Annotated in this window: 11 protein-coding genes; 6 read left to right on the top strand and 5 right to left on the bottom strand. The window is 61.7% G+C overall.

The window, feature by feature from the left end; all coding sequences use genetic code 11:
• Nucleotides 1–30 precede the first annotated feature (30 nt).
• The 4 genes from NANH_RS0124295 to NANH_RS0124280 form a co-directional block, all read right to left on the bottom strand.
• Nucleotides 31–834 (bottom strand): IclR family transcriptional regulator, encoded by an 804-nt coding sequence (locus NANH_RS0124295; RefSeq protein WP_027264361.1) that lies wholly within the window; start codon nt 832–834, stop codon nt 31–33.
• Nucleotides 835–978: 144 nt separating this feature from the next.
• Complete coding sequence (locus tag NANH_RS0124290; RefSeq protein ID WP_027264360.1) at nt 979–3,093, bottom strand: acetate--CoA ligase family protein; 2,115 nt, start codon at nt 3,091–3,093, stop codon at nt 979–981.
• A gap of 23 nt (nt 3,094–3,116) precedes the next feature.
• Nucleotides 3,117–4,283: an acyl-CoA dehydrogenase family protein gene (locus NANH_RS0124285; protein ID WP_027264359.1), complete on the bottom strand. Its 1,167-nt coding sequence runs from the start codon at nt 4,281–4,283 to the stop codon at nt 3,117–3,119.
• Between the two features lie 30 nt (nt 4,284–4,313).
• Nucleotides 4,314–5,522, bottom strand: coding sequence for a CaiB/BaiF CoA transferase family protein (locus NANH_RS0124280; RefSeq protein WP_027264358.1), 1,209 nt, complete (start codon nt 5,520–5,522; stop codon nt 4,314–4,316).
• 162 nt (nt 5,523–5,684) lie between these two features.
• Between NANH_RS0124280 and NANH_RS0124275 the strand changes: the two genes are divergently transcribed.
• Genes NANH_RS0124275 through NANH_RS0124250 form a run of 6 tightly spaced genes read left to right on the top strand, consistent with a single transcriptional unit; the run spans nt 5,685 to nt 11,033 of the window.
• Nucleotides 5,685–7,100: an acetate--CoA ligase family protein gene (locus NANH_RS0124275; protein WP_223228102.1), complete on the top strand. Its 1,416-nt coding sequence runs from the start codon at nt 5,685–5,687 to the stop codon at nt 7,098–7,100.
• Nucleotides 7,097–7,768 carry an acetate--CoA ligase family protein gene (locus tag NANH_RS0124270; RefSeq protein ID WP_027264356.1) on the top strand — a complete coding sequence of 224 codons (672 nt, stop codon included), beginning with the start codon at nt 7,097–7,099 and terminating at the stop codon, nt 7,766–7,768. The genes NANH_RS0124275 and NANH_RS0124270 overlap by 4 nt, the downstream gene beginning before the upstream one ends.
• A gap of 59 nt (nt 7,769–7,827) precedes the next feature.
• Nucleotides 7,828–8,265 (top strand): MaoC/PaaZ C-terminal domain-containing protein, encoded by a 438-nt coding sequence (locus NANH_RS0124265; protein ID WP_051372686.1) that lies wholly within the window; start codon nt 7,828–7,830, stop codon nt 8,263–8,265.
• Nucleotides 8,262–9,404, top strand: a complete 1,143-nt coding sequence (locus tag NANH_RS0124260) for an acyl-CoA dehydrogenase family protein (protein WP_027264354.1) — start codon at nt 8,262–8,264, stop codon at nt 9,402–9,404. The genes NANH_RS0124265 and NANH_RS0124260 overlap by 4 nt, the downstream gene beginning before the upstream one ends.
• A 47-nt stretch (nt 9,405–9,451) precedes the next feature.
• Complete coding sequence (locus NANH_RS0124255; protein WP_027264353.1) at nt 9,452–10,624, top strand: acetyl-CoA acetyltransferase; 1,173 nt, start codon at nt 9,452–9,454, stop codon at nt 10,622–10,624.
• Nucleotides 10,625–10,628: 4 nt separating this feature from the next.
• Nucleotides 10,629–11,033, top strand: a complete 405-nt coding sequence (locus NANH_RS0124250; RefSeq protein ID WP_027264352.1) for a Zn-ribbon domain-containing OB-fold protein — start codon at nt 10,629–10,631, stop codon at nt 11,031–11,033.
• Nucleotides 11,034–11,116: 83 nt separating this feature from the next.
• On the opposite strand, the gene NANH_RS0124245 is transcribed toward NANH_RS0124250, so the two are convergent.
• The gene (locus tag NANH_RS0124245) at nt 11,117–13,060 is read right to left on the bottom strand and encodes a TRAP transporter permease (protein WP_223228103.1); all 1,944 of its coding nucleotides are present in this window, start codon (nt 13,058–13,060) and stop codon (nt 11,117–11,119) included.
• Nucleotides 13,061–13,098: the final 38 nt, after the last annotated feature.

Genomic DNA, 13,098 nt, shown 5'->3' with positions numbered 1-13,098 from the left:
ATTTTTTACGGCGCTGGCTGATCCAGGCGGTCAGGCGGTCAGGGACTGTTGACCCATCTTCTTCAGATTTCGAACGATTTCTTCGTGCATGATCCCTACGATCTCTTTTTCGGATCTCAAGATAACATCAGTTGGAGCGCCAACCCCGACAGCGAAAAGCCGCGAGTTCAGATGGTTAGGAAACGGCATGGAAATCAAGCCGCTCCCTTGAACCACCTGATCGGTTGAGAGGTAATAGCCCTTGGCACGGGTTTCTGCCAACGAGGCCACGAAAGCTTTCACATCCACTGCCGGTTTGTCGGGCGCGCGATAGGCGTTGATCCTGCGGAACAGACTGCGCACTTCGTCGTCACTGAAACGACTCATCAGAACGCGCCCGACACCTGAGTTACCCAGCGGACGACGTGTCCCGAGCGATATGTGGTGGATCGGCGAATCTTTCGGGCGGACAACTTGCACGTACTCGGCTTCGTCCCCATTCTTGGTTGCCAGAACCACCACATGCCGTGTGCGTTCCGAAATTGCCTTGAGCAGCCGGTGGATGGTGCCTTCGCCGAACAGATCTGGATTCATCCACGACCCTAAAAGCGGAACGCGCTCGGTGGGAAAATAACTCTTCTTTCGGGCATCGTGGGTCAGAAATCCAAGCTTCACCAAGCTTTTGAGCAGCGCCGAGGTACTTGACTGCGGGTACCCCAGTTCCTTGGACACTTCCACGACCGAAAGCGGTCGCTGAACTTCATCGAAATACACCAAAGTCTGACAGGTGCGCGCCACCGATTTCACAATTTGATCGCCGCCTGTTCTTGCTGAAGTCTGATGCGCGGTTTCCATGATCTCCTCCCTTCGTGTGCAGTTATATGCACAGCGTTCCATACGGAAGGATGGCCGCGCTTGTAAATTCTGTCAACTGTTAGAAAACTGCCGGGGGCACGCCGCAAGCGGCTTGGGGATCAGGAAAGATTTCGGGTTCGGTTGTCAGTGGCCTCCTCGATTGGCGGGTATGATCACACCGTCAGCGGCGACGGCTCCCTGCCCGCTTGCTCCGACGATCAATGGATTGACATCAATGGTCTCAAGCGCGGCCCCGTGATGGGCGGCAAAAGCAGACAGTCGGGCAAGGGCGCCGGCGAGGGCGTCGATGTCGCGTTCGGGCGCGCCCCGGAATGCGTCCAGCAGTTTGCGGCTGCGGATTTCGTCAATCATACGGCGCGCTTCGACAGGTCCGAATGGTGCGACGCGGAAAGACACGTCTTCGAGGGCCTCGACAAACACCCCGCCCAGACCGAACATGACCACCGGGCCGAAAGCCGGGTCCTGGGTCACGCCGAGTATAGCCTCCAGTCCAGGTGCTGCCTGTTCCGCCACGACCAGCCCGTCGATCCGCGCACCGGGCATCTTCTCGGACGCCAATTCCAAGATTCGTGCCCCGGCAGAGCGGACATCTTCGGCCGAACGCAGATCAAGCGCGACGCCCCCGATGTCGGATTTGTGCAAGATGTCGGGCGAGGCAATCTTCAGCACGACCGGGAATCCCATTTCTTGCGCTGCCTGAGCTGCCGCTTCGGGGGTGGTGGCCAGGGTTTCGCGCACGATCCCGATTCCGGCCTCTGCAAGCAGGGCCTTGGCCTCGATCTCGTTCACAATTCCGTCCGGCAACGGCGACAGGTTGGAGAGTTCGGGTATCGGGTCCTTTTCGCCTGCCCGCGCGAAGGAACGGGCAAAATAGCGCAATGCGGCCATCGCCCGGACTGCACGGGTCGGTTCCTCGAACACGATGAACCCCGACTTTTCGTACGCGGCGCGCCCCTCTGGCTCTGTCAGCGAACAGAACAGCATTGGCCGATCGGGATATTTCTCGCGAATGCGCTCCAGTCCGCGCCGAATGGCTTCGTTCAGGTCGGCGACAAGTCCGACCGTCGACATGAAGATGATGGCCCCATCGATCTCGCCGTCACCAAACAACACATCCATGTTGGTTTCCAGAAGATCGATCTGGTTGACCAGCTGCGCCGTCACATCGACCGGGTTTCGGACACCGGCAAATGGCAGCACCTCTTTCAGCTTTTTCTGTGCATGATCGGGAAGCGCAGGCACGTCCAGTTTCAGCTTTTCGGCTTCGTCGGCCATCAGCACCCCGACCCCGCCCGAGACTGTCACAAGGCCCAGCCGGTCGCCCTGCATCATCGACGCGGATTCGGCACAGGCATAAGTCACATCGAACATTTCATCGACCGATTGCGCCCGGTAAACGCCGTACTGCCGGAACGCCGCGTCATAAACCGCGTCTGCCCCAGCCAATGAGGCGGTATGCGACTGCGCGGCCTCTGCTCCGACCGCGCTGCGCCCGACCTTCATCATGACCACCGGCTTTCCCCGGGCCCGCGCCAGCTCAAGTGCCTCGACCAGCCTGTCGCGATCGGTTGCCCCTTCGAGATATCCCATGATGACGCGGGTATCGTCATCCTGCGCGCAATAGGCCACGGCATCGGCAAAATCGACATCGCAGGAATTGCCCGTCGTCGCCCAGATATTGACCCCAAGTCCGCGCATTCGAACGAGCGTCATGCAATACGAGCCGAACGCGCCGCTTTGACTGACGATCGACACGCCGCCGGGTTTTGGCAGGTGTTTTTCGACCCCGGGCGTGAATGTCGCATAGAGGTTGTGGCGCACATTCGCGATGCCAAGGCAGTTCGGCCCCACAAGCCGCATGCCGCCCTCGCGCGCGATGTCGACCATGCGCGCCTGAAGGGCGGCCCCGTCGGCATCGACCTCCGAGAACCCCGAACTGAAGATCACCGCCCCCCGCACACCTTGGGCCGCGCACTGTTCGACCGCCTGAACGGCCAGCGGCGCGGGCAGCGCGATCACGGCCAGGTCCGGTGTCGTGGGTGCCTCCGAGATCGACGGATACGCCGTCAGGCCCTGCACCTCTGGCGATTTCGGGTTGATAGGCAGGATCGGGCCGTCGAAACCGTGCCGCTTGAGAAAATCCACCGGCCTTCCGCCGATGCGCTTGGGATCGCTTGAGGCGCCAATCACCGCTACCGAGCGAGGGTTGAAAATGGCATCCATTCCATGAATTCGCATGGGACTTCCTTTGATGTTCGTAACTAGTAGGATTTTGGCAGGCCGAGGGCATGTTCCGCGATAAACGAAAGCACCAGCTGCGGGGTGACCGGCGCGATGCGGAACAGGATGGCCTCGCGAACAAGACGCTCGACATGGTATTCCTTGGCGTATCCGAACCCCCCGAAGGTCAGCTGCGCGGTCTGTGTCGCCTTCACCGCCGCTTCGGCGGCCAGATATTTTCCTGCGTTGGCTTCATTTCCGCAGGGCTTGCCCGCGTCGTAGAGCGCGCCGGCGTGCATCGCCATCAGGTTGGCCGCCTCCAGTTCCGCCCAGCTGGCGGCCAGGGGGTGCTGTACACCCTGATTCTGACCGATTGGTCTGCCAAAAACGACGCGCTCATTGGCGTAATCCGCGGCGCGCCGAAGCGCATTCCGCCCGATTCCGACTGCTTCAGCGGCAATTAGAACCCGTTCGGGGTTCAGCCCGTGCAGGATCTGACGAAAGCCCTGGCCTTCTTCGCCGATCAGATCCCCGGCGGGGATCGGAAGCCCGTCGATGAACAGTTCGTTCGAGTCGACACATTTGCGGCCCATCTTTTCGATCTCGCGCACGGTGACGAAAGATCGGTCCAGATCGGTGTAAAAAAGGCTTAATCCTTCTGTCGGTTTCTTGACGTCCTCAAGCGGGGTCGTGCGCGCCAGCAACAGGATCTTGTCGGCCTCCTGGGCGGTTGAAATCCAGACCTTCTGGCCGTGCACCACATATCGGTCACCCTGTCGCACGGCGCGTGTTTTCAGTTTGGTGGTGTCCAGACCGGTTGTCGGCTCGGTCACCCCGAAACACGCACGTTCATCGCCTGCCACCAAAGGCGGAAGGTATTTCTTTTTCTGGTCATCGGTGCCGAATTTCACGACTGGGTTCAGACCGAAGATATTCATGTGAATCGCCGATGCGGCGCTGTTGCCGCCGCCGGATTCCGCAATGGCCTGCATCATGATCGCGGCATCGACGATGCCAAGACCGGCACCTCCGTACTCTTCGGGGATTGCAATCCCCAGCCAGCCATCGCGGGCCAGCTTTTGATGCAGCTCTCGCGGGAAACCGCCTACGCGATCGCGTGTCAGCCAGAATTCGTCGTCGAATTCTTCGCAGATCCGCAGGATCGCATCGCGGATTCCCTGCTGTTCGGATGTCATCTGATAGGTCATGATTTTCTCCTCACGTCTTGCAGACCCGGCTCAGCGGCCCGGTTCGGCCACAGTGCCTTGTTCGATTAGGGTGTCGATTTGCCCGGTGTCGTACGCGAGCTCTTGTAAAATCGCCCGGGTGTCAGCACCCAGTTCGCGGCGCCCAAGCCAGCGCAGCCGTCCCGGCGTCTTGTCCAGCTTTGGCACGGGTCCGACGACCTTGGTGTCGTCGCCCTCCACCCCAACAATGTCCCTTCGCGCGGCGATCTGCGGATCGGCCAGGATGTCATCGACGTCATAGACCATCGCAGCCACGGCATCGTGGGCCTGGAAGATGTCAATCGCCTTCTGCGCGTCATGCTGTGCCACAAATGCGCCGAGACGGTCCACAATCTCGTCCATGTGCTCCGCGAAGCCATCGAGGCTTTGGAATTGCGGCTGTTCCGCCCATTCCTTTCCGCCCGCGGCTTCCAGAAGCCGCCGCCCGGTCGCGGCACTGCCTGCGCTGATTGTGACCCATTTCCCGTCGCGGGCGCGAAACACCCCCGCCGGGGCGTAGGAATTGGGCGCCTGGAGCCCGTTTCGGTCAACCGGCAGCCCCGCGCCGGTTCGCGTCGGAACGTGATAGTCGATCAGGCGCAACAGCGGCTCGAAAATAGCCAGGTCCACCACTTGCCCCCGGGCGCGGCCGTTCTGCACCGCATGCAGCGCCATCATCGCGCCGTAGGCCGCCATCAGGCCTGTGGTCGAATCCGCAGCGGGAAAGCCGGGGTGCATCGGCGCGTTGTCGGCAAAGCCGGTGATGTGCGCCAGTCCGCTCATGGCCTCGCCGGCCCGACCGAAACCCGGCCACGAGGCGCGCGGCCCCGTCTGGCCATAGCCCGAGATCCGCACGATCACCAGATCGGGGTTCCACTCATGCAGGACCTCTGGGGCCAACCCTGCCCGTTCCAGAACACCGGGTCGAAAGTTCTCGATAAGCACATGGGCGTTTTCGACCAGCCGGCGCAGAATGGCGCGGCCGTCTTCACTCTTCCAATCCAGCGCCATCAGACGCTTGTTTCGTGCCAGGGTCTTCCACCAGGCGCCAACGCCATCACTGGCCCGCGCGCTCAGTACCCGCAGCATGTCACCCTGCCCCGGACGCTCGATCTTGACCACGTCGGCGCCAAAATCGGACAGCAATGCGCCGCACATCGGTGCTGCGATCACATGCCCCAGTTCAATCACCCTGACATCGCTCAGTGGCCCATTTTCCATTTTCACGTGTCTGCCTCGTTCTGCGAATTTTCCGACGTCAAGCCCTAGTTTGCGGCTCTGAAAGCCTCATTCTGCTCGGAACTAGAATCCATTGCGAGAACAATCGAACAACCGTTAGATCGCCGAAACGAGCCGATGTTTTTTCACTTGACGGAGGAAAGAATGGCAGAGCCAAACACGAATCGAATGACGGCATGCCGGCCCACGGTAGCCGACGCACTGGACGGGTTGTTCGACCCTCGCACCATTGCGGTGGTCGGCGCGTCCCGCACCAAGGGCAAGTTGGGGCAGGCCGTCATGGCCCTGCTGAAGAGCAACGGTTACAGCGGCACGATTATCCCCGTGAACCCTTCGGGCGGCGAGATCGAAGGCCTTCCGGCTGTGCGCAGTCTGGACGAGATTGACAGCCCGATCGACGTGGTTGTGCTGGCAACGCCGGTCGGGGTCGCGCTGGACGCTCTGGAGACCTGCACCAGGCTCGATGTAAAGGTCGTGGTCGGGGTCACCTCGGGCTTTTCCGAAGCCGGGGAAGAAGGGCATGACAACGAAGAGCGCTTGCGCCGGATCATGCAAGACGCGCCCTTCAGACTGGTCGGACCGAACTGCGAAGGCGTGGTGCGCCCCGCGGCGGACCTGCAACTGACCTTCAGCCCGATGTTCAACGATCTTCGGCCTGGTCCCGTGGCCATGATTTCCCAGTCCGGCGCGCTTGCGGGCCTTATGGCGTTGCGCCTGGGCGAACGCGGCGTGGGCATCAACGCCATCGTTTCCAGCGGCAACGAAACCGACCTGACCGCAGCGGACCTGCTGGATTATCTGGGCAACGACCCCCAGACGCGGGTGGTTCTTTGCTACGTCGAGGAACTGCGCGACGGACGCCGTTTTTCCGAAGCGGCCCAGCGGCTGACACAGGCGGGGAAGCATATTGTCGCGGTCAAGGGTGGGCGCAGCCGCGCCGGGTCACGCGCGGTCCAGTCGCATACCGGCGCCATGGCCGGGGACGACCGGGTGATCAGCGCGGTCTTTCGCGAAACCGGTGTCATCCGCGCCCGTGAATCCGTCGCCGCCGTCGATGCCGTGACGGCGCTCGCCGCGGGTCGACGACCTGCCGGAAACAGGGTCGGGATCATTTCTGTCACCGGCGGGCTTGGCGTCGAAATGACCGACTTGGCCGAAAGCGCCGGCTTCGAGGTTCCGGTGCTGGATGAAACGACGCAGACGGCGCTGTCGCGCTATGTGCCCTTTTATGGGTCGGTGACAAACCCGGTCGATCTGACCGGTGTGGTTTTGGCGAATCCCACATATGTCGGACGCTGTCTGGAGGCCGTTGCCGCCGATCCGGGCGTGGATATTGCCATCGCAATTATCACATTTGTGCCAGATCAGCAGTTCATCGAGGCCTTGGCCGAGGCGTTCGACAGCACAGACAAGCCGATTCTGATCGTCTGGACCGGTTCGGCACGCAGCAATGCCTCGGGCGAGGCGCTGCGCGAACGAGCCGTTCCTGTCTATGATTCGCCCGCTCGGGCGGCATCGGGCCTCGCCGCACTCGCGGTCGCGACAGGAGAAGTGGCATGACCCAAAGAGAAACGCTGGAAAACTGGCAGCGTGCCGGGCGCACGGTTATCCACGAGGCCGATGCGAAGGATCTGCTGCAACGGATTGGAATCCCGGTGCCCCGACGTGACCCCGACCACGGGCGCTGTGTCGCCAAGCTGTGTCACGATGACTATCCGCATAAGTCCGATCACGGGCTCGTCCGTTTGGGTCTTTCCCCCGACGAGGCGAAACAGGCCGCCGCGGAAATGGCGGAACGTTTTGCGGGCGGCACGGCGCTGATCGAGGAAATGGAAGAAGGGTCCGTGGCCGAATGGATTATCGGCTGCAAACGCGACGACACCTTTGGTCCGATCGTTCTGGCCGGTCCTGGCGGCATCCTTGTAGAACTGATTGATGCCGCCGAAATCAGGCTTGCGCCCGCCACCCCGCAAACTGCCGCGGCCATGCTGCGATCGGGTCCGGGGGCGCGGTTGCTGACTGGACTACGCGGCGCAGAACCGGCCGACAAAGATGCCCTGGCAGACCTGATTTCACGCATATCTGTTTTCTTTGCCGAGAACGCCGATCTGATCTCGGAAATTGAAATCAACCCTGTGATGGTTCGGGCCGACGGGAAGGGATTGGTCGCCGCCGATGCCTTGATCGTTTTGTCATCAAAGGCGGACGGACAGGAGAAATCAACGTGATACGTCACCCTTTTGGAGAGTTGTCACTTGGCCAGACCGGCATTTCGAGCGGTCGGACGATGACCGAAACCGATGTCGTCAATTTCTGCATGTTGACCGGGAACTGGCTGGAACTTCACTCCAACGTCGAGCACGCCAAATCGTCTCTGTATGGCCAGCGCCTCGTGCAGGGCAGCCTCGTGTTCTCGATCGTCAATGCGATGATCCCCTTCGACAGTTCCGTGCTGGCCGCTTTCTATGGCTGTGACAAGCTACGCTTTTTGCGGCCCACTTTTATCAACGACACCCTTTGGGCCCGCACCGAAATCATCGACCTGAAGGACCATGACGAAAGGCACGGCGTCGTGACCAGCAAACTGGAAGGCATCAACCAGCGGGACGAAACGGTCCTGCGCTGCGAGTTCAGCCTGCTGATCCGCAAGTCGCGTCTGGATCGCCCCGGAGAACCGGCCAAAATCCGTGCGGCGCACGACAAGACACAAGGACAGAGCGCATGAACTTTCTGACACCCGAGCAAGAGATGTGGCGCGCCACCGTCGAGCGTTTCGTCGACGAAGAGATCGGCCGCGATTATATCCGCAATTGCGACCGCGAGCGCAAATACCCCTACGAAGCCTATGAAAAAGTGGCCAAGCAGGGCTGGCTCGGCATCCTGTTTTCAGAAGAGAGCGGCGGTCTTGGCGGTGACATCATGGATTATGCCCTGATGTGCGAAGGGTTGGCCAAATACGGCTTTGACTTCTCGACCGGGTTGATGGTGGCGACGTTCACCGCGATGAATGTCGAGAAATTCGGCACGCCCGAGCAAAAAGAGCGGTACATCCAGCCCTTCCTCAATGGCGACATCCGCTTTTCGATCTCGATTTCCGAACCGGGCGCGGGGTCGGATGCGGCATCGACAAAGACCCGCGCGCGGCGCGACGGCAACGGCTGGGTCGTCAACGGGCAGAAACTGTGGTGCTCGGGCGCTGCGGCCGATAACGCAATCCTTGCAATGCTGACCCGGACCGACCCCGACGCGCCCAAACACAAGGGGCTGTCGGTTTTCCTGATCCCCAATGACACCGAAGGTCTGGACATCCGCAAGCTGCCGACCATGGCGCGCCGCGCAACCGGCACCACCGAGATTTTCGTGGACGACGTGAAACTGCCGGCCGATGCGCTGCTGGGCACGGAAAACGATGGCTGGAAGATCATCACCGACCATCTGGAACTGGAACGCGTGGCCGTGGCCGCCGCCTATGTGGGCAATGCCCAGACAGCCGTAGACGATGCTCTGCGCTACGCCCACGAACGGATTCAGTTCGACAAGCCGATCTTCGACTTTCAGGTGATCCGCCACATGCTGGCCGACATGCAGACCCAGGTCGATGCCGCCCGGCTGTTGGTTTATCGCGCCGCCAGCCTGGCCGCAGCCAAGACGCCCTGCACGCGAGAGGTCTCGATGGCAAAGCTCTATGCCTCCGAGACGCTGCAGACGGTGACGCGCAACGGAATGCAGATCCTGGGTGGCCACTCGATGCTGCCCGAAGCAGATATGGAGCGGTATTTCCGCGAAGGGATGCAAAGCACCATCGGCGGCGGAACCTCGCAGATTCAGCGTACGCTCATCGCCAAGACCATGCGCCCGGGCTAACAGTTCGGGGCGCACCGGGACAGCCCGACAAGAAGGAGAAAGAGCATATGAAGAACGGACGAGAACCGGTGGTCGTCGGCATCGCCGACGCGCCGCTGAAGGACGGCAAGTTCGTCACCAAGGCTTCGGTCCTTGGTCATGCCGCATTTGTGGCAAAAGCCGCCGTCGAAGAAGCAGGACTGAAGTTGAGCGATGTCGACGGTCTTCTGACGGCCGGCATGTGGGGGGTCCCCGGCCCCGGCCAACTGGCCACGGTGACGCTGGGCGAATATCTGGGCATCATGCCGACATTCGTCGATGGCACGAATATTGGCGGTTCGGCATTCGAGGCCCATATCGCACATGCCGCCATGGCTCTTCGCGAAGGCTATTGCGAGGTTGCGCTGATTGTCTACAGCTCGGACCAGAAATCCCTGCGCAGCCGCAATCTAGGGGGTCGGCCTTCAGTCCTGTCCATGCAGCATGAAACGCCTTACGGAATGCCCACGCCTGTGGGCGGCTATGCGATGGCCGCACAGCGCCATATGCATGAATTTGGCACCACGTCCGAGAATCTGGCCGAAATCGCCGTCGCGACGCGGAAATGGGCACAGTTGAACCCCGAGGCGACGCGTCGCGATCCGCTGTCCATTGACGACGTGCTGTCCAGCACGATGATCTCGGAGCCGCTGCATCTGCTCGATTGCTGTCTCGTCACCGACGGGGCCGGCGCCCTCGTCATGACCACCGCCGAGCGGGCCAAGGACCTCAACACCCGTCCCGTCGCGGTCAAGGGCTATGGCGAGGCGCATACCCACTGGGCCATCGGCGAAATGCCGGACCTCGCCCGCCTGCTTCCCGCGCAAAAGGCCGGGGAACGCGCAATAAAAATGGCCGGGGTGAGCCATTCGGATATCGACCTGGTCGAGATCTATGACAGCTTTACCATCACCGTGCTGCTCTCGCTCGAGGCTCTCGGCTTCTGCAAGATCGGCGAAGGCGGGGATTTCGTGTCGGGCCAGCGCACGGCACCAGGCGGGGCGTTCCCAATGAACACCAGCGGCGGCGGCCTCTCGGCGCTGCATCCGGGCATGTTCGGAATGTTCCTGCTGATCGAGGCCGTCCGGCAGCTTCGCGGCGAAGGCGGCGAGCGCCAGGTCAAGGGCGCCGAGACCGCTCTGGTGCATGGTACCGGGGGTACGCTTTCCTCAGGTGCGACCGTGATTTTGCAGAAGGGCTAAGACGATGAGCATTGAAAAACCGCTTCCGGTGATCGACCATGACAGTGCCCCCTATTGGGAGGCCACGCGCGAGGGCCGCCTCGACATCCCGCTTTGCGGCGATTGCGGCAAACATCATTTCTATCCCCGCTCTATTTGCCCGTATTGCCATTCCGACAATCTGCGCTTCAACACCGTGAGCGGACGCGGCAAGGTGCATACCTTCACCATCGCGCGCCGTCCGGCAGGGCCGACTTTCGCGGATGACGTGCCATATGTCGTGGCATTGATCGAGCTGGAGGAAGGCCCCCGGATGATGAGCCGGATCCAGACCGGCGACCCCGAGAAGGTTCATATCGGGGCCAAGGTGGAAGTGACGTTCGTCAAGGCAACCGACGAAGTGACTTTTCCCTACTTCAAAATGACCTGAGGCCAGAGGCACCGCCACTTCGGGGCCGAATGTGGAAGAGCCGTCGCAGAGGTTGTCTGCGGTGGCTCTTCGCTTTTCGGAGGTCACCCGGCGCGGCCGGGCTGCGGTGCTCCGCGCAAAAACCGCCACGCCAAGAGCCCGGCCAGCGCCAGCCCACCAACGATGTCGGCCGCAGGCGCGGCGTAAAACAGCAAGCCGGCAGCCGACAGGAACAGCAACCGGCCGATGACCGGCACCTTTCCACGAAACCAGCCGCTTGTGCCGACGCTGACGGCAAAAACCGCGGCGCAGGCCACGCCCATATCCAGTAGGATTTGCACCGTGCCGCCCTGGGCCAGTATGCCCGGCCGGAACACAAAGAGAAACGGCACCACATAGATCGCTCCGGCCAACATCAGCGCGCGACCCGCCACCCGCCAGAAATTGGCCCCTGCCAGGGCGGCGGCGGCATAGACACTGGCGCAGACCGGTGGCGTGATGGCCGACAGGATCGCATAGTAGAAGACAAAAAGATGAGCCGTCAGTTCGGGTAGGCCAAGCCGCACGAGACTGGGCGCGGCGATTGCCGCCGCCAGCACATAGGAGGCCGTCGTCGGCACGTCCATACCCAGCAAGATCGCCAGCACCGCCGCCAGCAACAGGGCCACGATCAACCCCTGACCGGACACAGAGAACAACAGGTTCGAGACTTTGACCCCGGCACCCGTCGCCGTCAGAACCTTGACGACGATGGCGGCGCAGGCTAGCAGCGCGGCGATCATCACCAACGCCCGCCCTGCTTCGATCATCCCCTCATAGAGGTCGCGCGCCAGCTTGGCCCAAGAGGCCAGCACGCCCTGCTCTCTTCCGTCACGCGCGAACGGGCGCACCACCACACAGGCCAAAACCAGTATGATAACAGCACCGGCACCTGCAAAGCTCGGCGTGTAGCCGTTGAACAGGAAGTAGACCATCGCCGCGATGGGAAGAAACAAGGGAATTGACTTGTCCGGTGCGAGGAATTCCGCCGGTTCGGGCATTTCGCTCCTCGGTGTCGGTTGCAACCCTGTGCGACGCGCATAGAGATCCACCCCGAGCCATACCGCCAGGTAGTAGAGAAATGCCGGACCGATCGCCGCAACGACAATGTCGGTATAGGGAATGTTCAGGAACTCAGCCATGATGAAGGCCGCTGCCCCCATCACCGGCGGCGTAAGCTGGCCGGCGGAGGAGGCAACGGCCTCGACCGCCCCGGCAAAGGCCGGTGGATAGCGCAGCCGCTTCATCGTGGGAATGGTGATCGAGCCGGTCGCCATGACGTTGGCCACTGCCGAACCGGTCACCGTCCCGAACATCGCCGAAGACAGGGCACAGACCTTTGCCGGGCCGCCATACGTTCGACCGGCGATCCACGTTGCCATTTTCATGAAAGCATCCGTTGCCCCGGTCGACAGCAGGAGCGCCCCCAGAAGCACATAGATCACGATGACCCGTGCCCCGATATCCGCAAGGTAGCCGAACAGGCCGGTGGTCGAGCTGTAAAATGTCTCGACAGCGGTACGTGCCGAAACGCGCGGCGGGCGCCAGGCGCCGTCGATCAGGTCATAGCCGAAATAGAAATAGATCACGGTGCAAAGGGCCAGCAGCGGCAGGAACCATCCGATCACCCGGCGCGCGGCCTCGAGGGTCAGCAGAACAGCTATCAGACCTGCCGCCTTGTCGATCGGCCCATAGCGCACCATGATATCCGAAAAGCGATCCCGGTTCAGGATCACGTAGAGGCAAACCGCGAACGCCAGTAGTCCCAGCATGATGTCCACAGCCCGTTCAATCCCGCTTCGCGCACCGGTCCGCGAGGCGCGTGCCGCATAAAGAAAGAACGCGCCGCCGATACCGAAACCGATAAAGATCGGCCGCTGAACCAGCGGTTCGAACTGCCCGAATAAGGCATTGTAGAAATGCAGAGCGACGAATGCCGCCAACAATACTCCAAGCGCCTGCCCTCCGCGCCGTTCCCAATTGGGTATTGCGGTCGATGTCTGCGTCATGTTCTCTCCGAGAGCGGTAACGGCGGGGTGCCCGCAGC

Origin of the sequence: Sedimentitalea nanhaiensis DSM 24252 (genome assembly GCF_000473225.1) — a bacterium.
GTDB classification, from domain to species: domain Bacteria; phylum Pseudomonadota; class Alphaproteobacteria; order Rhodobacterales; family Rhodobacteraceae; genus Sedimentitalea; species Sedimentitalea nanhaiensis.
Note: the sequence above shows the minus strand (reverse complement) of the source record. Positions and strands in the feature narration are given on the sequence as shown.